The following is a 25,061-nucleotide window of genomic DNA, read 5'->3' as shown; positions in this document are numbered from 1 at the left end:
GTCCTTGGGTAAACGCGGGTTAATCAGTGTTGCAAATGCTTTGGAATTGAAAAATGAGGCAAAGGCGTCGGTTCCTTTCCGTCCCCTTTACGAAAGGCTTTCAACTGCAAAACGTAAGTTAAAATATGGGCCACCGCGATATAGAGTTGGCTTGGTATGGCTTGCTCAATGGCCGTGGTGTGATAAATCGAACGAGTCAGCGGCGGCGAGTTGATGATCTCTACTTTATTCTCGCGGGCGATGCGTTGAATATGCATTGCGGTTTCATCGACGCCTTTTGCCACCACAAATGGTGCATCGGACAACGATGGTTCGTACTTCAATGCCACGGCGTAGTGGGTCGGGTTGGTGATCACCACATCTGCGGTGGGCACCATCTTGTCGATTTTACGCCGCGCGAATTGTTGCTGAATTTGGCGAATACGCTGCTTAACTTCAGGTCGACCTTCGTTGTTCTTAAATTCTTCTTTCAGCTCTTGTTTGGTCATGCGCAGTTCTTTGAGGTGCTCCCAACGTTGATAAGGGATATCAATCACCCCGAACAACAACAGGGCAAAGCCCATCAGCAGCAGACCTTCAAACAAAATCGACATGATCAGTGAGAAACCTTGGCTAAGTGGTAAGTTTTGCATGCCAAGTAGCGGCTGAAGATGGTTGTCTAGATAGCCATAAAGAATGCCGAAGATGACGAGCACTTTGAAAGTCGATTTGACCAATTCCACCAGTGAGCGAGTAGAGAAAATACGCTTGATGCCAGAGATAGGATTCAGTTTGCTGAGCTTTGGCATCACGTTCGCGGGACGGAACATCCAGCCCCCTAACACCATGCTGCTGCCAAAGGTGACAATGATGATAACGGTGAAGAGAGGCAAGAGCATCTCAATGATCACCGCCAAGCTCTGACCAAGATGCTCCACCAATTGTTTTGGGTTTTCTAAGTCAGCTTTGGTTAAGGTCATGTTGTAACGGAATACACCAGACATGCTTTCCCAAATACTGTTGAGCTGGGAATAAAAAAACATCGCAACGGCTAAGAAGATAACTGCGGTAGTGAACTCTTTTGCGCGCGGAATTTGTCCTTCCTGACGGGCTTTTTTGACCTTCTGGGGGGAGGCTTTCTCGGTTTTGTCTTGAGACGACTGTTCGCTCATGCGCCCCCCAACATAAAGTTATTCAAGAAACGAATGGTGTCGTGGACTAACGCGGTATAGCGACTAGGCACCCCAGAAACGGAGATCAACACGCTGAACAAACCTAACAGCATGGTCATCGGGAAGCCTAACGCATATACGTTTAGAGAGGGCGCGGCTCGGTTCATCACACCAAAGCTGATATTGGCGAGCAGCATAGAAACGATCGCTGGTAATGCTAAGGCAAGTGCGGAAGCAAACATCCACCCAAAGATATTCACGACACCTTGCAAAGACAGGGCGGTGATCCCCGAGCCTACAGGCCAAATGACAAAACTTTGAATGACGATATCGATAACCAGTAAATGCCCTTCAAGTGCAAGGAAAAGCAAAGTCGAAAATATAAGGAACATGCGGCCTAGAATCGCCACAGATAAGCCATTAACCGGATCGTTCATCATCGCCATACCCAAGCCCATTTGTAACGAGATAGTCTGGCCGAGCATGGTGAATACATTGAACAACATGTGCAGGATTAAGCCGAACATCAGCCCCCAAATCGCCTGTTCAAAGGCTAAGAAAAGCGAGGTCATCGAGAACAGTTCGACTTCTGGCATCGGTGGCATCAGTGGTGCGGTGATCACCACAATCGAGAGCGCAAGTAAACTGCGAACCCAGACTGGAATCAGTGCGTCACCAAAAAACGGCATGGAAATGAACACGGCACCGACGCGAAAAAATGGCCACCACAGCTGACCTAGAATCACAGACAGTTCCGCAAACGTTATCGCCATTAGCCGATCATTCCCGGTATGTTATGGAACAAGAAATCAAACAATTCCATGATTTTTCGTAGCATCCAATGGCCTGCAAAAATCACCATCAGCAGCGTGACCAACAAACGGGGCAGGAAGCTTAGGGTTTGCTCGTTGATTTGCGTGGCAGCCTGAAATACAGCAATACAAAGGCCAACAATCAAACCCGGTACGACCAGAACGGCCACCATCAAGATGATCAGCCAGACGGCGTCAGAAAATAGGGTAACGGTGAGTTCCGGTGTCATGATGCGCCTCCACTACCCAAAGCTGGCAGATAGTGTACCGACCGTCATTGCCCAGCCGTCTACCAGAACAAATACGACGAGCTTGAATGGTAGCGAAATGATCAGGGGTGACAGCATCATCATACCCATTGCCATCAGTACGCTGGCGACGACAAGGTCGATGATCAGGAAAGGTATAAACAACATAAAGCCAATTTGAAACGCGGTTTTCAGCTCACTGATAACAAAAGCGGGCAACACCACAGCAAATGAAATGTCTTCAACGTTTTGGTCGATGGGCTCGTTGGCAATACGCAACATTTGCTCCAGCGAGCTTTGGTGGGTTTGTGCCAACATAAAATTACGAACGGGTTTTTCGGCCACTGAAAACGCCTGCATCAAGGTAATTTCACCATTTTCATACGGTTTGAAGGCGTTGTCGTGAATATCGGTCCAGACGGGGCGCATGATAAGTAACGTCAATGCCAGTGCAATGCCAACCAAAACACGGTTCGGCGGACTTTGTTGCAACCCCAACGCCTGACGCAAAATCGCCAAAACCACGATAATGCGCGTAAAGCTGGTGGCCATCAAAACGAAGGCTGGCAAGAAACTGAGTGCTGTCATGAGCAACAGGATTTGTAGCTTAACGCTGTACTCTTGCTGTGTGTCCCCGTCGGAAACGGACAAGATGGTTAAGCCATTGTCAGCGGCCATGGTTGGCAGCGCAAACAGCAGTATACCAAGTAATGTAATCACCATTAAAGGCAACCGACGCTGACTGTCACTCAGAAGATTCATCGCACAACCCACCTGAATTTATCGACCTACGCCGCTAAGCGCAGAGTTATGCACATTAATTAGGCGCAAGCCATATTTATCGTTAATAACCACGACTTCTGCTTGGCCCATAAGAGAGCCGTTTACTTTTACATCAAGTGGTTCGCCATTGAGCTTGTCAAGTTCAATCACTGTGCCTTCACCAGCTTTCATCAGGTCTCCCAAAGGAACCTCTTTACTTGCGACTTCTAAGGTGACCGTTACAGGGACGCTTTTGAAGAAACTTAGGTCGCGTTCTGCAATAGGCTCGGGAGCAGAAGCCTGTTCTGTTTCAAAATCTTCTAATTGAAAATCGTCAAAGTTTATATCATCGGCGTCGAATGCTTGGTTGTCTTGGGCGTCGCTCATCGCTGCGATTCCTTATCTGGGTTAAAAATCAGTACAAGCTGGCCGTCTTGTTCTGCAACACGGCCAGAGAAAAGAGTTTGGTTACCGATACTTACTGGCACGGTATTGAGAAGCTCGATGGGCAAAATATCGTCTGGTTGCAATCCGACCACATCACTCAGCGCCATGGTTTTCTTGCTCAATACGACATTGAGACGCACTGGCGTTGATTCCAGAGAGCGACAAAACGGCTGATACAAGTCTGTATCGTCATGAAGGGCTAACTGCTCGATCAAAATTTGAATCATGGTGCTATCGAGCTTGAGGTTAATAACACCTTGGAAATCTTCAAACGTGATAGATAGCTCAGCATGCAGTCCGATACCTTTTGGTGTTTCGTACTCGCAGGTTTGCCACATTTCTTGCGGTGCAAGCCACTCAATGATGATTCGGCTAATGCGCTCTTGAAGGCGTAAGTCACTTGATGTTAAAGAAGTGGAAGTACGCTCCGTTGCGGCGCCGTAAAAGCGATCGGCTAGTTTGATTAATGTTTGTGCGTCTCCGTGGATATACGCCATGCCACCATCTTTGTGTTGATAGGTGGAGGTTTGGTCTTTATCTAATAAAGTTGGCGAGAATCTATGTAGTTCTACTGCAATTAAATTTGCTTCAATCTTGTTGGTACTGATCCAATTTTGTAACTCATTGGTTAGACCCGAACAAGACTCTGAGATCAAGCTTTCGAGCTTCTCACGAATGATATGAATAGGTTTGCCTAGCAACTCTACATCAAGCAATTTGATGTCGGAAATAGGCACATTAACTCTGCTTTCCATTTATATTTTACCGTGCGTTAACAAACTTAACTGTTTTAACTTAATAGCGGACAGTCTACACAAATTTTTTTAATAACCTTTAGTTTCAACTTTAAAGATTGTGACTTTAGTTCACATGTTGATTTGAATCTAACTACAGGTACTTTTAATTAAAATTAAAAAGAGTTAGCTTTGACTTATAAAATGGTTAATAAAAAATATAACAATAATTAGCTAAGTTGTTGTTAGTTATGTCATTTAATGCTGATGGGTAGAACGACAGCCTTCGCAATTTGAGCCTTGTAACTCATTGTTTTTTTTGGTCTAAAAACGTCTATTTATGAATGCTTGCTTGAGCTTTTTGACGAAATTATGACTACTTTTAATATTTCATAATAGGGCATTTATATGATTACCTGTGCCAAATTTTATAATTCAATGGCATATTTAATTAAACCTTCTATGTCAGGGAATTGTGATAAATACCTACAAAGAAGCCGTTTGATAATATTTTCTAAAGTATTCCTGTTAGCTGGTGTAACTTCGTCTAGCTTTACATCGGCGAGTGAGAAAATCACTGTTCCAATGGATCTTTCTACTTGGCTATATAAAGGAAATAAATTTGAGTGCAACTTAATGCACACAAATATTCCAGAGGGGAAGTTTTATTTCCGCGCGGAACCAAATAACCGAGTTTCTTTTATCGCCAACGTTCACAATAAAAACAATAAATGGAACAGCGCTGTATTGCTGAGTGAGAGTGCACCGTGGGAAAGAGAGCTTTTAAGAAAAGAAGAGGCTTCGCTTGCGTTTACCTCGGCAACTAATCAGTTCGTTTTCTCGCATGGTATAGAGTCTCTACTTACATCCATTTCCTCTGGTAGTTGGGTTACGCTGTCACTTGGTAGGGGTGAAGGTTCCACTCTCAACAGTATCACTCTGCCAACCATTCAAATACAAAATGCATTGGCCTCATTCAATCAATGTCGAGATCAACTGCCAAAGTTATCTTACTCCCAGGCTCGTGATGTGAATTTACCATTTCAGTTTGGTCAAAAAACATTAAGCCGCAGCCAAAAAAGTACCTTGGCAGCACTCTACAGTTACATTTCTGTCGATGATCGCGTCACCAAAATTCTTGTCGATGGCCATACCGATAATGTTGGCTCTCAATTGGCGAATTTAAATGTATCTCGCCAGCGTGCTGAGCAAGTCGCAGAGGCTTTGGTTCAACAAGGTGTTGACCGTTCGTTGATTGAAGTTCGTGCTAATGGCTCGCGATACCCAATTGCCAGTAATAACACCCAAGCAGGGCAAGCCAAAAACCGTCGAGTGACACTGCGTTTGGTTCGAGATAACGAGCGTGTGATTACTAAAAATGAATTGGCCAGACACTCGACAAGCAAAAGCAAACCAGAAGTAAAACAACAACCCCAACAAGAGAAGGTAAAGGTTCAATGATGACGAAAATGGATATTTTGTTGGTTGAGCCAAATGAACACCTAGCTCAACCAGTGCTGGATGTACTTGGGAATGCTGGTTATTCCGTAAGACACAGTCGTACTGGTCGCAGCGCGCTATTGGAAGAGCGAGCTTGCATTACGTTGGTCAGCTCAAACTTACCGGACATGTGTGTACGTGAGTTTGTCGCGTGTCATCAGAGGCAGCGTAGTGCTGGTGTGGTGATTGCGATTGTTGATCAAGAGCAGGGCATTTTGGCGGCGGAAACAATGAAGTCAGGGGCGACGGATTACTTACTTCGCCCTTTTGAAACGAACCAATTGCTGAACTTACTCAAGCGAGTGGAAGCCTTGGACAAACCACTGGCGAACATCGTGGCTGAATCATGGCGCAGTAAACAAGTGCTTCAACTCGCGCACCGCGCTGCCTGCACTAACGCCAGTGTGCTTATTACTGGCGAATCTGGTACCGGTAAAGAAGTACTGGCACGTTACGTTCACGAGCAATCTCCTCGTGATGACGGTCCGTTTGTCGCAGTGAACTGTGCTGCGATTCCAGAATCTATGTTGGAAGCAGTACTGTTTGGCCACGTGAAAGGGGCATTTACTGGTGCCACCAATTCGCAAAGCGGTAAGTTTGAAGAGGCCAATGGTGGCACGATTCTGCTGGATGAAATTGGTGAGATGTCACCAGCGGTGCAGGCGAAGTTATTACGTGTGCTTCAAGAGCGAGAAGTAGAACGTGTAGGCAGTCATAAAGCGATTCAGTTGGATATCCGAGTGATCGCTGCAACCAACAAAGACCTGCGCGAAGAGGTGCAAAAAGGCACATTTCGTGAAGATCTTTACTACCGTTTGGATGTGCTGCCATTGCATTGGCCGCCTTTGCGAGAGCGCAAAGAAGACATTTTGCCGATCAGCCAGTTCTTTATTGGAAAATACCAAGACGGTAGCCGCTGCTATCTATCTCAAGATGCCATTTCTGCCCTTAGCCAATATCACTGGCCGGGCAATATTCGCGAACTCGAAAACGTCATACAACGTGCACTTGTCATGCGTCATGGGGATTACATTACCGCACATGATCTGATGCTGCCAATCGAATTGCTGACGTCTGTGCCTTCCGCTGAACCGGTTTCAAGCTTTGGCCACGTTGAGGCGAAGAAGCAAGCTGAGTTCCAGTTTATTCTCGATAAATTACGTCAGTTTGGTGGAAACCGAACCAAAACGGCCAACGCTTTGGGAGTATCTACTCGAGCGTTACGTTACAAGCTCGCCGCAATGCGCGAACACGGTATTGATTTACAGTCGGCGCTTGGCTCGGCTGCCTAAAAGGAGAAAAGTAGATGGCAAGTCAACCAACTAATGCAGTCTCAGCAGAGCAATTAATGCTGTCTAAAATGGAGGCGATGCGAACGCAAGTTCAGCCGCCAGAATTTGTTGTGAGTGCAAACCCGTTAGATCAACAATCTTTGAACGCCCCATTGTCTTTCTCACAAGCGATGACCAATGTGCTGGATACGGTCAATCAGCATCAATCGGTAGCGAGTCAAAAAATGACCGCCGTCGAAACGGGCGCAAGTGATGATTTAGTGGGCGCGATGATCGCCAGCCAAAAAGCGAGTCTATCATTCAATGCTTTGATGCAAGTGCGCAACAAAGTGGTCATGTCCTTTGAAGATATTATGAAGATGCCGGTGTAACCCATGTCAGAACTTTCTACTCAAGTGGCCGGTAATTCCGCAATGTATGCCGGTACAACTCAGGTTCCCTCCTCAAATCGAGGAATGGATAACGTAACCAATAAAATCAAGCAATTGTGGTCAAGCAGCCAACGTAACCTTGTATTATCTGCGGTGTTAGCGGCCATTGTTGCGGCCATCATCGTGGTGGCGCTTTGGAGTTCTTCTCAAAGCTTCCGTCCGTTATACAGCCAACAAGAGCGTTTTGACATCGGTGAAATTGTGTCGGTATTAGAAAGCGAAGGCATTAGCTACCGCATGCAAGAGCAAAACGGCCAAGTATTGGTTCCAGAGGGTGAAGTTGCCCGTATTCGTATGCTGCTCGCTTCGAAAGGGGTGAAAGCGAAATTGCCAACGGGCCTTGACTCATTAAAAGAAGACAGCTCGCTAGGTACTAGCCAGTTTATGGAAACAGCACGTTATCGTCATGGTTTAGAGGGTGAGTTAGTACGCACTATCATGTCGCTGAATGCCGTAGCGAATGCACGAGTCCACCTTGCGATTCCTCGTCAAACCTTGTTTGTGCGCCAAAACACGGAAAGCCCATCGGCTTCTGTGATGTTAGAGCTTAAGCCGGGCGAAGATCTTAAGCCTGAACAGGTCGAAGCTATCATCAACTTAGTGGTTGGTAGCGTGACAGCAATGAAGCCTGAATTTGTCTCTGTAATTGACCAATATGGTCGACTACTGAGTGCGGATGTGACTTCAGCTGAAGCTGGCAAAGTGAACGCGAAATATCTTGAATACCAAAAAAGCGTTGAGAAGCAAATTATCCAACGTGCAGCTGACATGCTAACGCCAATCGTAGGTCCAAGTAACTTCCGTGTACAAGTTGCGGCGGATATGAACTTTAGCCAAGTCGAAGAGACGCAAGAGATCCTCGACAACGCACCAGTCGTTCGTAATGAACACACTATTCAAAACAACTCCGTTGACCAAATCGCGTTAGGTATTCCTGGCTCGTTAAGCAATCAACCACCAGTAACGGGTGAAACGCCAACTAACGATAGCCAGAACACCAATGCTCGTTCAGAAGTGAATCGTCAATATGCGGTAGGCAGCAGTGTGCGTCGAACTCAGTACCAACAAGGCCAGGTTGAAAAGCTCAGCGTTTCGGTTCTGCTTAACTCGAAAGCCGCACCGGATGGTGTCGCGTGGAGTGAGGCGGATAAATCGCAAATTTCAACCATGATCATGGATGCTGTGGGTATCTCGAATGTGCGTGGCGACAGCTTGAGTTTGATGAGCTTTAACTTCACCCCAATTGAGATAGACGCGCCGCTAGCACTGCCTTGGTGGCAAGACCCAACGGTACAGCAACCGTTGCGTTATGTGATTGGCGGTGCCTTAGGTCTAGCGATGATCTTCTTTGTACTTCGCCCGTTGATCATGCATTTAACGGGAGCGGATAAGCCTGCTCAAGAACTTGAATTTGCTGAGCCACAAGAAGAACCGCAATACGAAAACTTCCAGACTCGTGAAGAGCGTGAGCGCGAAGAACTTCTCGACCGAAAACTGTCGGAGAAAGGTATTGCTGTATCGTCTGGTTTGGATGTGAACAGCGACATGCTGCCGCCAGCGGGTTCTCCACTCGAGATTCAATTGAAACACCTACAGCTTATTGCTAACGAAGAGCCAGAGCGTGTAGCCGAAATTCTGAAACAATGGGTAAACATCAATGAACACAGCAAAGTTGACGTCAAAGCAGACGCTTAGTTATGTAGAAAAAACCGCGCTTGTGCTGTTGGGTATGGGTGAAGATGCAGCCGCTAAAGTGCTACAGCATTTTAGCCGTGATGAAACCCAGCGAGTGACACGTGCAATGGCGAAGTTGAATGGCATCAAAAGTGATTCTGCCTGCAATGTGATCGAACATTTCTTCGATGATTTCCGTGAACACAGTGGTATTCGGGGGGCATCAAAAGAATATCTGTCGAATACTTTACGCAAAGCTTTAGGTAATGATCTGGCTAAGGGCTTACTCAATAACCTGTATGGCGATGAAATCCGCAATAACATGCAGCGTTTGCAGTGGGTGGAAGCAGAAACTCTGGCCCGTTTCATCGTCAATGAACACCCTCAGATGCAAGCGATCTTCTTGGCTTACTTGCCTGCGGACAGCTCTTCTGCGGTCCTGATGCACTTGCCTCAGGATTATCATGATGAAATCTTGTTCCGCATCGCTCAATTGCAAGATATTGATCATCAAGTTGCTAACGATCTGCATGAGTTGGTGGAGCGATGTATCGATAAAGTGTCTGCAAGCCAAATCACACCGGTATCGGGCGTAAAACAAGCAGCGGATATCATTAACCGATTTGAAGGTGACCGAGCTTCCTTGATGGAAATGCTCAAATTGCATGATGAGAACGTGGTTAACGAAATCGAAGAGAATATGTTCGACTTTATGGTTCTCGGCCGTCAGCGTGAGGAAACCATGGACGCGTTGGTTCAGCAAATTCCACTAGAGCTGTGGGCTGTTGCATTGAAAGGTGCAGAGATTACTTTACAGCAAGCCATCAAACGCTCTATGCCACAACGTATGGTCAAAGCTTTGGAAGATGATATGGAGCTGCGTGGTGCTGTGGTACTGAGCCGAGTGCAGCGTGCTCGTCAAGATATTATGCAGATGGTTCGTGAGCTTGATGAAGCAGCCGAAATCCAATTGATGCTTTATGAAGAGCAAACGGTGGAGTAAGGCAATGGCCGAAAAAGGAACTAACACCATGCGGTTACCACCAAGTGGCTACCGCTTACATCGTTTTCCACCGCTGGCGCAACCATTGACCATTGAAGAGGATTTCGCTATGGAAAATCAAGGTTGGCAAGATACCCAAGCGGAAATCCAACAACAGCTTGAAGCAGGTTTCCAACAAGGTTTACAGCAAGGTCATGATGAAGGCCTCAACCAAGGGATTGAGCAAGGCAAACAACAAGGATTATTGGAAGGGCAGAAAGAAGGTTTCCAGAAGGGGTTTATCTCTGGAGAGCAGTCCGGAAAACAGGGTTTTGTGGAAGCGGCGAAGCCAGTCAATGAGCTGTTCCAAGTCTTATCTCGTTGGCAGAATGAAAAAGAGCAACAACAACGTCATATGATCTGCGAATTGGTGCAGAAAGTCGCGCAGCAAGTGATTCGTGCGGAGCTCACCTTGATGCCGCAACAGATTCTGGCTCTGGTCGATGAAACCTTGTCAGCCATGCCGGGCAAAGCAGAGAGCGTGATTGTTCATCTCAACCCGCAGGATTTGGAGCGCATTACACAAATTAACGCGGATTTACCGACGGCTTGGAAACTGGTCGCTAATGCAGAGCTACCTGTTGGTGGATGCCAACTTGTGACAGAGGATGCAGAGGCGGATGCGAGCTGTGATTCACGCCTGCAGGCCTGTATGGATAACGTGAAGCAACACTTACTTGACGAAGTCTCGATGCCACAGGTAGGCACTGAGCATGAGTAACACATTGAGCCACGAGCTGTTAAACGAACGATTGAGTGATGCATTAGCGTCACTCGATTCGATTCCTGTCGCGCGAGTGACGGGACGTTTGATCAAAGTGAACGGCTTAATGCTGCAAGCCGTCGGGTGCCGATTCAAACTTGAACAGCGCTGTCTGGTTGAAACCGCTGAGGGCGACATGATCGAGGCACAAGTGGTTGGCTTTGATCATACCGTTGCTTACTTAATGCCAATTCGCCGCTTAGGTGGCTTGTTCGCTGGCGCCAAGGTGATCCCCCTTGACGGCGACAGTACGGTTCAGCTCAGTTCACAATGGCTAGGACGTGTAGTGAATGGGCTTGGCGAACCTTTTGATGATGGTGCGCCGCTTAAGGGGGGAGATCGTGTTTCACTTGAACCTAAACCGATCAACCCGCTTAAGCGTCGTCCTGTTGATACGCCTTTAGATGTTGGGGTTCGCGCGATCAATGGTTTGCTCACCGTAGGCAAAGGCCAGCGTATCGGTTTAATGGCGGGCAGTGGCGTCGGTAAAAGTGTCTTGATGGGCATGATCACGCAGAACACTGAGGCCGATGTGATTGTGGTGGGATTAATTGGCGAACGTGGTAGAGAGGTTCGTGAATTTGTTGAACGCAATCTCACCCCAGAAGCACGTAAAAAAGCCATTATCGTAGCTGCGCCAGCCGACGAATCTCCTCTGATGCGACTGCGTGCGACACTACTTTGCCATCGTGTGGCGGAGTATTTTCGCGACCAAGGCAAAGACGTGTTACTGCTGATGGATTCATTGACACGTTACGCTATGGCACAACGTGAAATTGCCCTTTCTTTGGGTGAACCACCTGCCTCACGTGGTTATCCACCCTCGGTATTCAGCGTGTTACCTCAGCTCCTCGAACGAGCAGGGAACAGCGAAAACCCTAACGGAAGTTTGACTGCGATTTATACCGTTCTTGCTGAAGGGGACGACCAACAAGATCCTGTTGTGGATTCGGCTCGAGCGATCCTTGATGGGCATGTAGTGCTGTCTCGTCAATTGGCTGAGCAAGGCCACTATCCTGCGATTGATATCAATGCGTCTATAAGTCGCTGCATGAATGCTTGCACTCATGAGGCGCACAGTACTATTGCGAATAACTTCCGTCAGCTTTACTCCAACTACTTGCAAGTGAAAGAGTTATTACCACTGGGAGGATACCAACCCGGACAAGATCCAGAGTTGGATCAGTCGGTTTCTATGTATCCGCATTTACGTGCTTATTTACAACAGTCAGCCAATGAAGCGGTGGACTATCCAACCAGTTTGACTGCGTTAGCGCAGATGTTTCAAAGTGAACAGCAGTAGCAGTTTGATAAGCGGATTAAGGAATTAGATGGAATCGAAACTTAAGGCAGTAGGCAAGCTGCAACTGATGGAAGAAAAGCAGCGTGACAGAGTGGGACAGCAGCTTGATGTTATGCGTCAGCGTCACTCTCATCTTACGATGCAGTTAGCGCAGCTTTCTGCCTTGAAAAACCATGCCGGACAATCCGCATTAACGACTCCTGTGCTCAATAGCGCGGCTTTGATGAACCTCAACCGCGTAGACCAAATGCTTCAAAAGATGCTGCGTCACCACGAACACGAACAAGCGGTGATGCAGGCGGAATGCGCGTCGGTGCAAAAACACCTTGAGTACAAACATGCTCGAGTTCAAGGCTTGGAGAAGGTGCTGGAACGTTGGCGTGCTAAACAAAACTACGAAAAAGCCAAGAAAGAACAAAAGCTGATTGAAGATATCATCAACTCTCGATTAAAGCGCAAAGTCTTATAGTGCGCTTAGCTCTGATTGAGGTGCTGGCTTTACTTCAAACGGTCCGTCTAAACATCTGCGATAGAGCAAATCCGGCAAACACAGAGAGGGTGACCCCAAGCGTCAGAAACAGCATCGCTTTAACTTTAATACGGCGATCCGATGCAGCATTATTCATGAGTTTGATCTGAAAGTGGTTGGGTAGCCGATAATAACAGGATTATCGGCATGGAATGAATAGGAAAATCTCGATAAATGGGGTTTTTATTCTAAAAAGTGTAACTAAGGTTAAAGCCACGTGCTACAAGGATTCTCGGCGTCTTAACCACGTGAGTAAACCGCCTAATACGAGCCATCCGGACCCGATAGAACCCCCACTGCTGTCATTGTTGCCAAAGTCGTTACTGAGGGTATCTTCTGGGTCAAAACCGGAGTCTCCTTCGCTATGATAATCCTCGGTTGCCGCAAGCGAGGCATCATAAGTTGTTTTTGTTCCAGCGCTGGTTTGTGCTTCGATCCACGGGGTGTAATTCAACACTTCGGCAAATACGCTTGGAATCGCTGGGGATTCACATCTAGAAGAGCCATAACTGACAATACCGATTTGCTGATAGTTACCGTTGTTATCCTGGTAGGTTAATGGTCCGCCCGAATCGCCACTACAAATCCCTGTGTAATCGCGGTCTGGAAAGCCATTCGCACACAAACTTTCTTGTGAGTTGAAGTCGGGCACCAGTGAAATACATTGGCTATCGGTGAGCGGCTGAATTTCTGCCCAGCGAAGGTAATTCGGTCCTGTTTGGTCGTCGGTTGACGTTTGCCCAAGCCCGAAAACCTGGTACACCGACTGGTTACTGTAGTCACCAAAGTCTTGCGGCAAAGTGATAGATTGAACGTTATCAGTGATTGAACGAGTGAGCTCCAAAATGGCGATATCGTTAATCCACAGGTCATTGGGATTGTAGTCTGGATGAATCGTAATCGAACGTACGTCTTTGAACTCTTCAACAAACACATCATTCATGGTTGGGTTCTTCACCAAGACTCGAAGATCATTGATTGTCCAACCATCAGTAAATACGTCCGATTCTACACAGTGTGCAGCGGTCATGATGTAGCGGTCATTGACGATCGTACCACCACAGATGTTGGCAAACTGACGCGAGCCAGTGCGGTGCAATATTAGGCGAGCAAAGAAAGGGAGTTGATTAGCAGAGGCTTGTTGGCCGCCAATAATAAATGTTGTGAAATCAGAGTCGTCACCGTTATTCGCCGTTTCTGCACAAACTGCCAGTGGTCCCATGAGTAAAACACTACTCAGAAAAACATGATACAACCGCATAAAACCGTCCTTGGGTTTGAAAGTACTCTTCTTACTTTATACCAATTCCGGCATTATTCTATTCACCTAGAAAACGAATAAATGTCTTAATGCCTAGCTAATACCTTGCTAATACTCAACAAGTTACGCTTTCGTTTGACTAAATTCTTGTCGTAGCCAAGAACGTAACAAATGAAAGGCTTCATGCTTAAGTTTATGCGGTGGACATATCAAGTAGAATTGTTGGGATGGATTAACGATAGGCTGTCCTAGTTCGACCAACTGGCCGTATTTGATGTCATCTGTTACGAACAATCGATGTGTGACCAGCAAGCCCAGACGGCGAATGGTCGCTTGTACTGCTTGAATGGACATGTCAAAGGTAACCGGTTTTTTTCCTTTTGGCCTTTCTATGCCAGTTTGTTCCTGCCAGATTTGCCAATCGTGCTTGCGGCGGTCATTGGTGACTTCAATAATTGGGTAGGTTGATAACAGCTGTTTGATGTCTTGGCTATTTGGTTGATCTAATAGTTCTGGGCTGCACACCAGGACTAACTCATCGTCGCTCAACTTCTCGCAGTAGTAATCTTGCCACTCTTGAGGGCTACCGTGCACTAAAGCAGCATCAATACCTTCTTGTTCCAAACTGAACTGCCCAATAAGGTTGGATAAGCGAACATCAAGTTGCGGAGCGAAGTCTTGTAAACTCGACATTCTAGGAATCCACCAATGCAGGGCCAGTGAATTGGCCATATTAAAGGTAATCCGTTTTGAATTTTGGTCGTGAAGGAGCGCTTCTGTTGCATCAACGATCTGCTCGAGTGCAGGGGCGACTTTGCGGTAATATTTTTTGCCGTCGTTATTGAGACGAACTTGGCGACCGACTCGATCGAACAGCGGTTTATTCACTTGGCTTTCGAGAGATTTGATGGCTTGACTCACAGCGGAATGGCTTACTGAGAGTAGTTGAGCGGCTTCTGTCATGCTGCCTGTCTCGGCAACCGCGACAAAGGCGTAGATGGACTTCAAAGGGACTAACTTGCGCATGGTATCTTTACTCCTAATGCCTTCTTTTTTCATCTTCAAACAACTTTGTATTGTAAGTTTTACTTACATTAGCGTTTAAAAATACTCGCTATTTCTCGCTTGTGCCTTTTCTTAAAATACTCCGTGAATTAAGGAGTATCCAATGAAAGAAGAAAATAAACCCGTCATCTTTATGTTGATGTCTACGTTAAGCTTATCTGTTACAGGACTGTTAGCAAAACAGCTCAGTGACGAATTGTCCGTGACCATGTTCAGTTTTTTACGCTTCTTTACTCCAGCTCTCATTTTATTGGTCATGCTGCGCTTTAGAAATCTCAAATTACCTACCATCCATACCATTAAACCGATTTTGCTCCGTGCTTTTTTCATTGGTATGTGTCAGTTATGTTTTATCGCCTCTCTACAAACGTTGACTCTAGTTGAAGGGGTAGTGCTGTTCGCGACCGGGCCACTGTTTATGCCAATTGTGGAGAGGCTTTTTATGCGTGGACAAATCCGCATGTCGACAATAGTCGCACTTGTGATGGCATTTTCTGGTGTCGTTTTATTAGCTGGTGCGGATGGTGAGTTTACGTGGCGTGTCGACTTATTACTGGGGCTTGCTGGTGGGTTATTGAACTCAGGCTCTCAATTGACGCTATACAAAGCAAGTAAGAGCGGTCTATCACCACTAGAAATCAATTTTTGGACCTTTGGTGTTGCTGCTCTATTTATCTTGCCACTCATGTTGGTCAATGATTCGAGTGTGTTGGCTAACTCATTGTCGATAAACACGTTTGAAACGCCGAATACCGCACTCATATTCTTGATGTCATTGCTGATTATTAATACGCAGGTATTTCGTTCAAAAGCGTATCAGCTGGTAAGTAGTGGATCTCAATTAGCGCCACTTATATTCACCAACCTGCTTTTTACCGCGGTGTGGCAATGGGCGTTCTTTGAAGACCAAATGAGTGATATTCAGGTTATGGGCATCAGTTTAATTGTCCTAGCGACGGTAATGAATACCTGCTGGATTCGGTTCTCGGCACGCCGTATACATTTACTGCGACCTAAAACACCTTAAGGATAGGTTTAGCCTAGCAAGCTGTGACAAATGAAGTGTAAACGTCAGTGCCTGTTTGATTTTTCACTAGATTGAACTAGCGTCAAGAAAGGTGCTGGGAGAGAAAATATGCTGACTTTAAACTATCACGTCGAGATTGCCGCGACGCCTCAGCGCGTATGGAGCGTGCTGACCGATGTCGAATTATACAAACGATGGGCGCAAGCCTTTTCACCTCAATCTCGATTTGATGGTGTATGGGAAGAGGGTTGTGATATTACCTTTTTTGACCCTGATATGGGTGGTACGAGGGCGGTCATTGATACAGTGCAGCCGTTACACAAACTCGAGTTTCATCATGTTGCCATCTTTAATCCAGATAATCGGCAGCAATTGGATGGCGACCTAGCCTCAAAGTGGATCGGATCACGAGAGATCTATCAGATCGACACGTTAGATGATCGCTTATTGTTGAGTATCACCATTTATACTCACAGTGATTTTGTGTCGATGTTCAATCACGGCTGGGAGAAGGCACTGCCTTTGATCAAAACCATCAGCGAAGAGTAAGGTTAGTTTGCTAACTAAGATTGGGCTGACGACAGCTTGCTTGTGGGTATACAATGGGCCGTCAATTTGCGCACCAAGAGAGTAGATGATGGAACTTAAGGTTGATACCCACACGCATACGTACGCCAGCGGCCACGCTTATAGTACGTTGATTGAAAACGCGAAATCGGCAAAAGAGAACGGACTCGATATGTTCTGTACGACCGATCACGCTGAGTCAATGCCGGGGGCGCCTCATTACTGGTTCTTCTCTAACCAAAAAATTCTGCCTCGTTTTCTTGAAGGTGTTGCGATTATCCGCGGCGTTGAATCCAACATTATGAATACTCAGGGTGATATCGACATTCCAGAGAGCGTTGATCGCAATTTGGATTGGGTGATTGCTAGCTTTCACGAGCCAGTATTTCGCCCTGCGGATAGCGCTACGCATACTGAAGCACTGTTGAACATCATCAAAAACGGCCGTGTAGATGCGCTAGGTCATTTGGGTAACCCCAACTTTGACTTTGATTTTGAAGCCGTGCTGAAGTGTGCAAAAGAGCGCAATGTCGCGATTGAAATCAATAACACCACACTGAAAGGCAACAGCCGAGTGGGCAGTGTAGATCGCTGTCACGAGATTGCACAAATCGGTAAGGATCTCGGTGTCTTCTTCACTACGGGCAGTGATGCGCACTTCTGCCACGATGTGGGTAACCTAAGCTTGGTTAGTGAGTTAATGGATAGAGTTGGTATCGACAGCAGTAAGGTTATCACCCACTCAGCACAACAATTTTTAGCCTTCCTAGAGCTACGTGGCTGCAAGCCAATTGCAGAGTATGACGAGATTCGCAACGCATAAACTTGATTACATTTTTGGTTATGCAAGTGTTAAGGGATTGCTTTACACTGCTCGCAATAAAAAGCCGACTGAGAATTCGGTATTCAATGGAGAAGTGAAGATGTTACGTCCTTTAGTATTGGGGTGTGTAATTGCGTTGGGCTCAACATACGCAATGGCAGAAGCCGTCGATTTAAAACAAAGCATGAAGCAGATGAAGATGGAATTCAAACAGGCGGCAGAAGCGTCTGATGTTGACACCATGAAATCTGCGATTGATAGTTTGCAAGCGATCGTCGAGCAATCTAAGCGTGGTAACTACCCACCAGAGAAGTTCGATATCTACCTAGAAGGTTTTAACAAGCTGACGGTAACGCTAGACAAGATTGAAGCGGATCTTGATGCGGGCAAGCTAGAGGAAGCTAAAGACCAACTGCGTGAAATCGATAGCCTACGTGAAGAGTATCACGACAAGCGTAACCCAAGCATTTGGAGCAAGCTGTTCGGCTAATCGCTCACTGAGTTATTTGAAAGAATACGATATCAGCCCGCCACTACGGCGGGCTTTTTTGTGCCTGTCAATCGAGGTGTTCAAGAAAACCTGTGAGGCAGAATCCACTTATTGATTCTCTTTTTGAGCTATCACTCAGAATTGGTTACGCTGTGTGAAATTTGTTAAGTCACCGTTATGCGTAGATTAATTCCTTTTTATCGCTCCATGCTATTTGCTAGTGCTCTAAGTTGGGTGCTAGTGACGCTGATGCCTGTTATCAATGCTCATGGTAACAGCATGGGTGTGTGGGCGACGCTATGTACACTTAACGGTTTTGAATTGGTTCAGATAGAAAAGGGTGACAACTCCGTTAGCCACAAAGGCAAGCCTTGTCCTTTTAGCCATTTCTCGACTTTTCATCACGATACACTTCCAACGATACCGATACTTTCACGACTGAGCTCGGTGATTTCTGACAGTTACACTTATTTGGCTCTAAGTGTGCGATTTGAAACGCCAGTTCCTCGCGCGCCACCTGTTTCCCTTTTCTCATAACAAAAACAATTACAAGTAAATAAAGCCAACAACACTGCCACTTCGAGCAGTGGTACTCCCGAATCTAAGTCAAATAGCGCCGCATACCTATGAAGTATGCGCTGGATGCGTTTGGCTGAATTTGGGCGTTTAACTATGAAAAAAAGGAAAATACATATGTTGAGAAACTCGGCAAAGCCTCAACTCAAGGAAGCCTCGCACGCAAAATCCATCTACTTTATGACGTGGCGATGGCACTTCTACGCAGGATTATTCGTTATCCCGTTCATGCTCATTCTTTCCCTTACAGGGCTTGTGATGCTGTTTGATGATGAAATCGAACTGGCTCGATACGAGGCGATATTACAAGTTTCGCCACAAGAGCAACCTGTTCCTGTCTCCACCCAATTAGAAACCGTAAAGCAGACCTATCCCGATTTTAATGTCACTCAATTTATACCTGCTAAAACGGCCGATATCGCCAACCGATTCTCGATTCAAAACCAAGAAGGTAGCTCACTGATTGTTGCAGTAAATCCTTACACAGGAGACGTGCAAGGCACCATTGACCGTAGTGATAGCATCTATGAACTGATGAACAGCATTCACGGCACTTTGCTCATCGGCGACCTAGGCGACCGCTTAATTGAAATTGCAGCAAGTTTGGGCATTTTACTTTTGGTGTCTGGTTTGTACCTTTGGCTGCCAAGAGATAACGCAAGCCGAGCAGGCTTTATGAAAATCCGTTTTGGCAACGGCACTCGTATTTTGATGCGAGATTTACACGCGAACTTAGGTGGCGTGTTGTCGATTGTGTTGCTGTTCTTTTTAATCTCGGGTCTGTCTTGGGCAGGAGTTTGGGGAGCAAAAATGGTGCAGGCGTGGAATACCTTCCCAACTTATTACACATGGGGCGAGAAACCAGAATCGATACTGACACACAAAGATCTAAATCATGGTGCGTCTGAAGAAATGCCATGGAACTTAGAGCTTGCTGCTGTGCCTGAGTCAAAAGATAAGCCCGCTCATGATCATGCCAATATGAAGGAAGATATGGCATACGCAGGCAGCCAAGGTGCGCTGTCTATTGACGACATCATCCATAAAGCGGAAATGATGGGCTTTACGGGCTATAAGCTGTTTTTGCCACGCTCTGAAACAGGCGTTTATACCGTTGCGGCTAACTCGATGGGCGGTGATATTTCCGATCCAAGACAAGATCGCACCAGTCACTTGGACCAATATTCCGGTCGCTTGCTGGTGGACGTGACGTGGCAAGATTACAGCCTATTTGCCAAGTTTATGGCGGCAGGTGTGTCATTGCACCAAGGCGATGTCAGTGTGCTTAACAAAGTACTCAACGTGGTGTTCTGTTTGGCGTTCATCTTAATCTCAATCACAGGTGTGGTGATGTGGTGGATTCGTCGCCCTAGCCGCAGTGCAGCATTGGGGGCGCCACCTAAGTTTCAGCAAGATGGCATTTGGAAGCTTGGTTTGGCAACGTTAGTCGTATTGTGTCTGGCGTTCCCGATGGGTGGCTTGGCGATTGTGACGGTTCTCGCACTGGATTGGTTGTTGTTCAACCGAATCGAGAAGCTGCAAACAGCGTTGAATTAGCAACACAGAAAAGAGTGGAATAGTAAAAGAGCCAGCTAAGTGCTGGCTCTTTTTATTTCTGGTAAATCTCCAGCGGTAAGCCATCTGGATCTTGAAAGAAGGTAAACGCTTTGCCTGTGAATTCATCAATACGAATTGGCTCAACTTCAACGTCATTCGATTCGAGGTAGGCTTTTGCTTGCTCAACGTCATCAACCAAAAACGCGAGGTGTCTCAACCCTTGTGCTTCGGGAAAGCTCGGTCTCTCCGGTGCGTCTGGAAAGCTAAACAGTTCAACTTGGCTGCCGTCAGGTAAGGCGAGGTCAAGCTTGTGTGAGTCTCTGGCTTTACGATAATTTTCAGCAATGACTTTTAATCCCAACACTTCAGTGTAAAAGCATTTTGACTTTGAGTAATCGCTGCAAATGATCGCGACGTGATGAATGGCATTAAACATGGTTCGTCTCTTCAAACATGGTTAGCTCAAGCATGGTTAGTATCCTCGGAGACTAAATGCTCCTTAACGAAATCGATAAACACGCGCAGGCGAGCAGGCATGTACTTGGTTTGTGCATACTGCATCGCGATAGCACCGTGGTAATTACTCTTGATCATCCAATCTGGTAGAACTTCCACCACTTCACCTTGTTCTAACGCGTCTTTAATCACGAAGTCATGAAAGATCCCAATCCCTAAGCCGGACTTAACGCCATTTAAGCGCATTTGTGAATGGTTGACAGCATAACGGCCACTCACTGCAATCGAGTGGAACGCTTCCTCTTTAAAGAACGACCAGATGTTGTCTTTGTCGTTCTCTGCAAGGTAAATACAGTCGTGCTGCTCAAGCTCGGTTGGGTGCCCTGGCATACCGTGCTTGGCGAGGTAATCTGGAGAAGCACACAACACCAGATTGGTCTTGCTGATCTCTTTGAGTACCAGGTTCTCATCGGGTTTGTCGGTGAGCTTAAACGCGACATCGATGCTTTGGCGAAACAGATCAATCTCACCATCGGCAGCACGCAGTTTGAGCTGTATATTTGGGTAGCGATCTAGAAATGGCAGCACAAATGGCTGAAGCACGGAATTAAGAAAGGCTTCGGGAGCCGCCACAGTGAGAGCACCAGTGGGCTCGGCATGATCTTCCGCCGACAATTCAACCGCTTGCTGAGCCGCGTTTACCATGGCAATGCTTTGGTCGTAAACTTTTTGCCCTGCTTGCGTGATGATCAATTTGCGAGTGGTGCGCTCAAACAATTTTACTGAGAGTGCTTGCTCTAGGCGCGTGATCAGCTTACTGAGTGCTGACGGTGTCACACCGAGTTGTTTGGCGGCAGCAGTAAAGCTACCTTCGTTTACCACTAAGATAAACGAAGCAAGATCAGGGAGTAGGGCGATAAGTTTTGGGTTAACCATAAATAGTCAGTGGTGCGCAAATGAATAGAGATATTGTCTTGCACGACTCCACATGGTTCAAGTGTGCTCATCTCGCTTTAGTGATATTTTATCAAAAATGCGTCGAGCGCAGGCAAACCAGATGCTCCAGAATGGTATTGCTACCAACAGTGATAAATAGCCGTTTCATGGTCTGCAATCAACTCGATAGCTTCTCGCTCAGTGATTGAATATTGCTGTGAAGTTTTCACTTCTTCGTACCACTTTCGATACTTTACCTCATAAGGTTCTACCCACTTCAGTGATCTAGACAGCAGCAGTCATCGTTGGTTGAACCCAGTTGCGATCATCACCATTGTTGTGAAGTAAGGGGGATGTATGAAAGTCAGAATCTTACTCGTAGCAGCTTCAGTCGGTTTGCTCGCCGGTTGTCCAAGCGATGATGATAACGATGTAGTTAAGTCGTATCGCTACACCGTCAACGTCGCTAATCTAACCGCGAACCAACCTATGTCTCCGCTTGCAGTGCTCACTCATAACGGTGACTACCAACTGTTTGAAATTGGCCAAGCCGCATCCGTCGAACTTGAGCACCTTGCAGAGGGTGGCAGTAACGCAGAGCTAATTAATCTGATGAACAGTAATGACGATGTTTACCAAGGCGTGTCAGTTAACGGATTGGTGCTGCCGGGGGCTTCAGATGAAGTCACCATCACTGTTGACCCTAGTCGTTACGGTTACTTGTCTGTGGCGTCTATGTTCGTTAACACCAATGATGCCTTTGTTGGCGAAACAGGGCTGTCGCTAAAATCGTTAGCGGTCGGTGAAAGCTATCAAATGGGCATGAACGTTTGGGACTCCGGTACGGAGCCTAACGATGAGCTTGCAGCCACCATTCCGGGGCCCGCAGGTGGTGGTGAGGGCTTTAATGCTGCTCGTAATGATAGCAATGATGTCGTTGCTTTCCATGCTGGTGTTATTAGCCAAGATGACGGATTTGCAAATTCTGCGCTCTCTGCGAACCACCGCTTCTTGAACCCTGGTGCGAAAGTCACCATCACTCGAGTCGACTAAAACAGGCTCCGATGACGTCTCCTTTCCAAAGTGCTTGTACTAAGCACATCCCTCATGGCGTCATCGGAACCTTTTTTGAAAGGATTTCTGACCTGTTCCGGTCATGTGCAAAGTGAGGATACTTGAAGGCAAGGAGAGGACCATGGAACAACAGGCAATCAATTTAGTCGCGAACATCTTGCTGGTGGAAGATGACGATGATTTGGCGGAGCTGGTTCAAATGCATCTCAAGTTTCAAGGGCATCAAGTGTTGAGAGCAACGAATATCGCTGAGGCTAAAGTGCAATATCAACAGCAATCTTTTGATTTGTTGATCCTTGATAGAGGTTTGCCAGACGGTGATGGTCTCGACATCTGCCATTATTTGCGTCAGCAACAAAATTGGAGTCCTGTACTTATGCTGACAGCCAGAGATGGGGAGATGGATAAAGTCGACGGTTTAGAAGCGGGAGTGGATGATTACATTACCAAGCCATTTAGCGTATTAGAGTTCCAAGCGCGAGTCCGCAATGTACTGCATCGTGTTAGCCATACCACGGAAGTGCAAACGGATAAAACCTCGTAGAAGATGCGATGGATTTTGGTCCGTTAAGAATTATTCCAGAGTTGCATCAAGTCTCTTTGCATGACAAGGATGTGACCCTCACTGCGACCGAGTTTACCTTGCTTCAATTCCTCGCGACGCGTCCAGGTAGAGTCTATAGCAAAGATGAATTGCTTGACCACGTTTGGAACACCAACCATTCCGGTTATCACCATACCGTGTGTAGCACCATCAACCGCTTACGTAGCAAGTTGTCTTTGTCTGATTCTGATCATCATTTCATCCAGACCGTCTGGGGTGTTGGGTATAAATTTCAACCTAGACAATGACTTGGTGAATTTATTTATTGTCATGTTCTCAATCACGCTCACAATCAATGTTGCTGTTTAGGGAGGCGATAAAATGAGCTTCAAATCTCGCTTAGTGATATTCACGAGCTTATGGTTTTTGTTGGCAGCAATGGTGATAGGCCTCACTTACAATTGGCAGAAAGAGACGATTGAGTTGCGTACCAAGCAGAGCTTGCACAAAGACCTTGCAAGCCATATGCGCGATGATAGCCCATTGATGATAGGTACCGATTACAACCCCAAAGCGCTTAAATCTATCTTTCATACGCTCATGCTTATCGGTCCTGATTTCGAAATTTACTTTCTTGATAGTCAGGGCAACATCACTACCCATGCAGCACCAGAAGGGGCAGAGATCATGGGTAAAGTGGATCTCCAGCCCATCAAGCAATTCTTAAATGACGAACCCTTTCCTATTTTGGGTGAAGACCCTCGTAATCGTGGTGAGCACAAAGTGTTTTCCGTTGCCGCGATTGAAGAGCTTGGATCGACCCTGGGTTATCTCTATGTTGTGATTGGCAGTACCAGACATGATGCCATCGCCAACGCACAGGTCGACACACCTTATATTGCGCTAGCGGGGTTAGTTTTGGTGTCGATTTTAGGCTTTGCATTGGGCGCTTATGTTCTGGTAAGCGCAGCTTGTTGAACCCAATTGAGCGCGTCACTAATCAGCTTCAACAGCAAGCAGAGCATGATTTTCGTCTACAACCCGATTTTACTCGTCAATTGCCGGAGTTAGTGCCGATCGCGAACTCTTACCAGATGATGGCGAAGCACATTCAGCAGCAGTTTTTACAGTTAGAATATCAATCTTCTCATCGTCGCCAAAGCTTGTTGCAACTTAGCCATGATTTAAAAACACCGCTATCGAGCGTACTTGGGTATTTGGAAACGTGGCGTTTGCAGCATCCGGAATCCGATCCTCTGATTGACGTGGCTTTTCGAAATTGTGAGAAGCTTTCAACGCAATTGCACTCATTGCTTGATTCGGCGCGCAAAGAAGCGCCAATACCAAACTACGAGTATCGACCTGTCGATCTTGAGGCACTGATGACCGAATGTACCGAGACGATGCAGAGCCAGTTTTCTCGCAAAGAAGTCGTATTGAAAATGGATGTCGACGATAAGATTCAAACCGTAGGTGATAAAGGTTTACTAGAGCGCCTAGTGCTTAATCTGCTAGAAAATGCGCTGCGCCATAGTCCTATGGGTTCGGAGGTTCATTGCCAAGCGCGTTTGAGTGAGGATAAATCGCGTATCCATTTTACCTTTGTTAATCATATCGAGCACGAAGCAGAGAGCGGTTCTTTAGGGATAGGCACTAAGATTGTTCAATCGATATTAATGCTGCATCACAGTAATCTTGAGACCAGCGATACGTCGTGTCTGTACCAACAGAAGTTTACGTTGAGAGCCGTGTGAACGTTTTGTTCTCAGCATAGCCGTGCTCCATTCATCAAAAGCCCTCCTACTGGGTGTTTTTCTATGCCTCTAATTTAAGGCTTCTCGCTTTAGGAAAAACGCCTCGCCAAAATAGCTAATTTGACAACTTAGTATGTTTATCTTGAATAATTGATTAAATTTTTTTCAAAGACTATATGCAAATAAAATTTAACCAAAAGGTACATATTGTTACATATTTAACGTGCTAGAAGCGATATTAAC

At 46.3% G+C, this 25,061-nt stretch carries 25 protein-coding genes and 2 pseudogenes; 17 read left to right on the top strand and 10 right to left on the bottom strand.

What is annotated here, in order from left to right:
* Positions 1–23 precede the first annotated feature (23 nt).
* The 6 genes from flhB to A8140_RS21725 are packed head-to-tail and all read right to left on the bottom strand — an operon-like array spanning position 24 to position 4,175.
* Positions 24–1,151 (bottom strand): flagellar biosynthesis protein FlhB, encoded by a 1,128-nt coding sequence (gene flhB / locus A8140_RS21750; RefSeq protein WP_005532243.1) that lies wholly within the window; start codon positions 1,149–1,151, stop codon positions 24–26.
* On the bottom strand, positions 1,148–1,924 hold the full coding sequence (fliR, locus tag A8140_RS21745) for a flagellar biosynthetic protein FliR (protein WP_005532242.1): 777 nt from the start codon (positions 1,922–1,924) through the stop codon (positions 1,148–1,150). The genes flhB and fliR overlap by 4 nt, the downstream gene beginning before the upstream one ends.
* Positions 1,924–2,193 carry a flagellar biosynthesis protein FliQ gene (fliQ, locus tag A8140_RS21740; protein WP_005375036.1) on the bottom strand — a complete coding sequence of 90 codons (270 nt, stop codon included), beginning with the start codon at positions 2,191–2,193 and terminating at the stop codon, positions 1,924–1,926. The genes fliR and fliQ overlap by 1 nt, the downstream gene beginning before the upstream one ends.
* A 12-nt stretch (positions 2,194–2,205) precedes the next feature.
* Positions 2,206–2,973, bottom strand: a complete 768-nt coding sequence (gene fliP / locus A8140_RS21735; RefSeq protein ID WP_005532239.1) for a flagellar type III secretion system pore protein FliP — start codon at positions 2,971–2,973, stop codon at positions 2,206–2,208.
* An 18-nt stretch (positions 2,974–2,991) separates the two neighbouring features.
* A complete protein-coding gene (gene fliN / locus A8140_RS21730) occupies positions 2,992–3,360 on the bottom strand; it encodes a flagellar motor switch protein FliN (protein WP_005532238.1) in 369 nt (122 codons plus the stop codon).
* Positions 3,357–4,175, bottom strand: a complete 819-nt coding sequence (locus A8140_RS21725; protein ID WP_033000188.1) for a FliM/FliN family flagellar motor switch protein — start codon at positions 4,173–4,175, stop codon at positions 3,357–3,359. Before A8140_RS21725 ends, fliN begins: the two co-directional genes overlap by 4 nt.
* Positions 4,176–4,562: 387 nt before the next feature.
* On the opposite strand from A8140_RS21725, the gene A8140_RS21720 reads away from it, so the two are divergent.
* The 8 genes from A8140_RS21720 to fliJ are packed head-to-tail and all read left to right on the top strand — an operon-like array spanning position 4,563 to position 12,628.
* Entirely contained in the window at positions 4,563–5,615 is a 1,053-nt protein-coding gene (locus A8140_RS21720; RefSeq protein ID WP_033000187.1) for a MotY family protein, read from the top strand.
* On the top strand, positions 5,615–6,946 hold the full coding sequence (locus tag A8140_RS21715) for a sigma-54-dependent transcriptional regulator (protein ID WP_033000190.1): 1,332 nt from the start codon (positions 5,615–5,617) through the stop codon (positions 6,944–6,946). The genes A8140_RS21720 and A8140_RS21715 overlap by 1 nt, the downstream gene beginning before the upstream one ends.
* 14 nt (positions 6,947–6,960) lie before the next feature.
* Positions 6,961–7,317 (top strand): flagellar hook-basal body complex protein FliE, encoded by a 357-nt coding sequence (gene fliE / locus A8140_RS21710; RefSeq protein WP_005532233.1) that lies wholly within the window; start codon positions 6,961–6,963, stop codon positions 7,315–7,317.
* A gap of 3 nt (positions 7,318–7,320) precedes the next feature.
* Entirely contained in the window at positions 7,321–9,072 is a 1,752-nt protein-coding gene (gene fliF / locus A8140_RS21705) for a flagellar basal-body MS-ring/collar protein FliF (protein WP_033000185.1), read from the top strand.
* Positions 9,035–10,054, top strand: a complete 1,020-nt coding sequence (locus A8140_RS21700) for a flagellar motor switch protein FliG (protein ID WP_005532231.1) — start codon at positions 9,035–9,037, stop codon at positions 10,052–10,054. The genes fliF and A8140_RS21700 overlap by 38 nt, the downstream gene beginning before the upstream one ends.
* A gap of 4 nt (positions 10,055–10,058) precedes the next feature.
* On the top strand, positions 10,059–10,814 hold the full coding sequence (fliH, locus tag A8140_RS21695; RefSeq protein ID WP_033000184.1) for a flagellar assembly protein FliH: 756 nt from the start codon (positions 10,059–10,061) through the stop codon (positions 10,812–10,814).
* Complete coding sequence (gene fliI, locus A8140_RS21690) at positions 10,807–12,159, top strand: flagellar protein export ATPase FliI (protein WP_005532229.1); 1,353 nt, start codon at positions 10,807–10,809, stop codon at positions 12,157–12,159. Before fliH ends, fliI begins: the two co-directional genes overlap by 8 nt.
* Before the next feature lie 28 nt (positions 12,160–12,187).
* Positions 12,188–12,628 carry a flagellar export protein FliJ gene (fliJ, locus tag A8140_RS21685; RefSeq protein WP_005532228.1) on the top strand — a complete coding sequence of 147 codons (441 nt, stop codon included), beginning with the start codon at positions 12,188–12,190 and terminating at the stop codon, positions 12,626–12,628.
* A gap of 280 nt (positions 12,629–12,908) precedes the next feature.
* Here fliJ and A8140_RS21680 read toward each other — a convergent pair whose 3' ends face one another.
* Together A8140_RS21680 and A8140_RS21675 are read right to left on the bottom strand one after the other, a co-directional pair.
* Positions 12,909–13,910 (bottom strand): S1 family peptidase, encoded by a 1,002-nt coding sequence (locus tag A8140_RS21680; RefSeq protein WP_005532227.1) that lies wholly within the window; start codon positions 13,908–13,910, stop codon positions 12,909–12,911.
* A 162-nt stretch (positions 13,911–14,072) separates the two neighbouring features.
* Positions 14,073–14,975: a LysR substrate-binding domain-containing protein gene (locus A8140_RS21675; protein WP_005532225.1), complete on the bottom strand. Its 903-nt coding sequence runs from the start codon at positions 14,973–14,975 to the stop codon at positions 14,073–14,075.
* Positions 14,976–15,117: 142 nt separating this feature from the next.
* On the opposite strand from A8140_RS21675, the gene A8140_RS21670 reads away from it, so the two are divergent.
* From A8140_RS21670 to A8140_RS21645, 6 genes are all read left to right on the top strand, one after another.
* On the top strand, positions 15,118–16,041 hold the full coding sequence (locus A8140_RS21670) for a DMT family transporter (protein WP_005532224.1): 924 nt from the start codon (positions 15,118–15,120) through the stop codon (positions 16,039–16,041).
* A 108-nt stretch (positions 16,042–16,149) separates the two neighbouring features.
* On the top strand, positions 16,150–16,590 hold the full coding sequence (locus A8140_RS21665) for an SRPBCC family protein (RefSeq protein WP_005532223.1): 441 nt from the start codon (positions 16,150–16,152) through the stop codon (positions 16,588–16,590).
* 88 nt (positions 16,591–16,678) lie between these two features.
* A complete protein-coding gene (locus A8140_RS21660; RefSeq protein ID WP_005532222.1) occupies positions 16,679–17,431 on the top strand; it encodes a phosphatase in 753 nt (250 codons plus the stop codon).
* Between the two features lie 100 nt (positions 17,432–17,531).
* Complete coding sequence (locus A8140_RS21655) at positions 17,532–17,921, top strand: cytochrome b562 (RefSeq protein WP_005532221.1); 390 nt, start codon at positions 17,532–17,534, stop codon at positions 17,919–17,921.
* A gap of 177 nt (positions 17,922–18,098) precedes the next feature.
* Positions 18,099–18,458, top strand: coding sequence for a hypothetical protein (locus A8140_RS21650; RefSeq protein WP_080619525.1), 360 nt, complete (start codon positions 18,099–18,101; stop codon positions 18,456–18,458).
* A 156-nt stretch (positions 18,459–18,614) separates the two neighbouring features.
* Positions 18,615–20,054 carry a PepSY-associated TM helix domain-containing protein gene (locus tag A8140_RS21645; protein ID WP_005532220.1) on the top strand — a complete coding sequence of 480 codons (1,440 nt, stop codon included), beginning with the start codon at positions 18,615–18,617 and terminating at the stop codon, positions 20,052–20,054.
* A gap of 52 nt (positions 20,055–20,106) precedes the next feature.
* Here A8140_RS21645 and gloA2 read toward each other — a convergent pair whose 3' ends face one another.
* Both gloA2 and A8140_RS21635 read right to left on the bottom strand, forming a co-directional pair.
* Positions 20,107–20,490: an SMU1112c/YaeR family gloxylase I-like metalloprotein gene (gene gloA2 / locus A8140_RS21640; RefSeq protein ID WP_005532219.1), complete on the bottom strand. Its 384-nt coding sequence runs from the start codon at positions 20,488–20,490 to the stop codon at positions 20,107–20,109.
* A 26-nt stretch (positions 20,491–20,516) separates the two neighbouring features.
* A complete protein-coding gene (locus A8140_RS21635; protein WP_005532218.1) occupies positions 20,517–21,446 on the bottom strand; it encodes a LysR family transcriptional regulator in 930 nt (309 codons plus the stop codon).
* Between the two features lie 357 nt (positions 21,447–21,803).
* Here A8140_RS21635 and A8140_RS21625 point away from each other — a divergent pair, with 357 nt between their 5' ends.
* The 3 genes and pseudogenes from A8140_RS21625 to A8140_RS21615 all read left to right on the top strand — a co-directional run bounded on the left by A8140_RS21625 (position 21,804) and on the right by A8140_RS21615 (position 24,818).
* Positions 21,804–22,499 (top strand): spondin domain-containing protein, encoded by a 696-nt coding sequence (locus A8140_RS21625; RefSeq protein WP_005532216.1) that lies wholly within the window; start codon positions 21,804–21,806, stop codon positions 22,497–22,499.
* A gap of 142 nt (positions 22,500–22,641) precedes the next feature.
* Positions 22,642–23,372: pseudogene (locus A8140_RS21620) on the top strand (response regulator transcription factor).
* 73 nt (positions 23,373–23,445) lie between these two features.
* Positions 23,446–24,818, top strand: a pseudogene (locus A8140_RS21615) (sensor histidine kinase).
* Positions 24,819–25,061 lie beyond the last annotated feature (243 nt).

The sequence above is a fragment of the Vibrio campbellii CAIM 519 = NBRC 15631 = ATCC 25920 genome, from assembly GCF_002163755.1.
Taxonomy (GTDB): Bacteria; Pseudomonadota; Gammaproteobacteria; order Enterobacterales; family Vibrionaceae; genus Vibrio; species Vibrio campbellii.
This window is presented reverse-complemented; position numbering and strand designations above follow the sequence as displayed.

Coding starts and splice junctions, on each gene's coding strand:
- flhB (WP_005532243.1), bottom strand. CDS start 1,151: ATGAGCGAACAGTCGTCTCAAGACAAAACCGAGAAAGCCTCCCCCCAG.
- fliR (WP_005532242.1), bottom strand. CDS start 1,924: ATGGCGATAACGTTTGCGGAACTGTCTGTGATTCTAGGTCAGCTGTGG.
- fliQ (WP_005375036.1), bottom strand. CDS start 2,193: ATGACACCGGAACTCACCGTTACCCTATTTTCTGACGCCGTCTGGCTG.
- fliP (WP_005532239.1), bottom strand. CDS start 2,973: ATGAATCTTCTGAGTGACAGTCAGCGTCGGTTGCCTTTAATGGTGATT.
- fliN (WP_005532238.1), bottom strand. CDS start 3,360: ATGAGCGACGCCCAAGACAACCAAGCATTCGACGCCGATGATATAAAC.
- A8140_RS21725 (WP_033000188.1), bottom strand. CDS start 4,175: ATGGAAAGCAGAGTTAATGTGCCTATTTCCGACATCAAATTGCTTGAT.
- A8140_RS21720 (WP_033000187.1), top strand. CDS start 4,563: ATGATTACCTGTGCCAAATTTTATAATTCAATGGCATATTTAATTAAA.
- A8140_RS21715 (WP_033000190.1), top strand. CDS start 5,615: ATGACGAAAATGGATATTTTGTTGGTTGAGCCAAATGAACACCTAGCT.
- fliE (WP_005532233.1), top strand. CDS start 6,961: ATGGCAAGTCAACCAACTAATGCAGTCTCAGCAGAGCAATTAATGCTG.
- fliF (WP_033000185.1), top strand. CDS start 7,321: ATGTCAGAACTTTCTACTCAAGTGGCCGGTAATTCCGCAATGTATGCC.
- A8140_RS21700 (WP_005532231.1), top strand. CDS start 9,035: ATGAACACAGCAAAGTTGACGTCAAAGCAGACGCTTAGTTATGTAGAA.
- fliH (WP_033000184.1), top strand. CDS start 10,059: ATGGCCGAAAAAGGAACTAACACCATGCGGTTACCACCAAGTGGCTAC.
- fliI (WP_005532229.1), top strand. CDS start 10,807: ATGAGTAACACATTGAGCCACGAGCTGTTAAACGAACGATTGAGTGAT.
- fliJ (WP_005532228.1), top strand. CDS start 12,188: ATGGAATCGAAACTTAAGGCAGTAGGCAAGCTGCAACTGATGGAAGAA.
- A8140_RS21680 (WP_005532227.1), bottom strand. CDS start 13,910: ATGGGACCACTGGCAGTTTGTGCAGAAACGGCGAATAACGGTGACGAC.
- A8140_RS21675 (WP_005532225.1), bottom strand. CDS start 14,975: ATGCGCAAGTTAGTCCCTTTGAAGTCCATCTACGCCTTTGTCGCGGTT.
- A8140_RS21670 (WP_005532224.1), top strand. CDS start 15,118: ATGAAAGAAGAAAATAAACCCGTCATCTTTATGTTGATGTCTACGTTA.
- A8140_RS21665 (WP_005532223.1), top strand. CDS start 16,150: ATGCTGACTTTAAACTATCACGTCGAGATTGCCGCGACGCCTCAGCGC.
- A8140_RS21660 (WP_005532222.1), top strand. CDS start 16,679: ATGGAACTTAAGGTTGATACCCACACGCATACGTACGCCAGCGGCCAC.
- A8140_RS21655 (WP_005532221.1), top strand. CDS start 17,532: ATGTTACGTCCTTTAGTATTGGGGTGTGTAATTGCGTTGGGCTCAACA.
- A8140_RS21650 (WP_080619525.1), top strand. CDS start 18,099: ATGCGTAGATTAATTCCTTTTTATCGCTCCATGCTATTTGCTAGTGCT.
- A8140_RS21645 (WP_005532220.1), top strand. CDS start 18,615: ATGTTGAGAAACTCGGCAAAGCCTCAACTCAAGGAAGCCTCGCACGCA.
- gloA2 (WP_005532219.1), bottom strand. CDS start 20,490: ATGTTTAATGCCATTCATCACGTCGCGATCATTTGCAGCGATTACTCA.
- A8140_RS21635 (WP_005532218.1), bottom strand. CDS start 21,446: ATGGTTAACCCAAAACTTATCGCCCTACTCCCTGATCTTGCTTCGTTT.
- A8140_RS21625 (WP_005532216.1), top strand. CDS start 21,804: ATGAAAGTCAGAATCTTACTCGTAGCAGCTTCAGTCGGTTTGCTCGCC.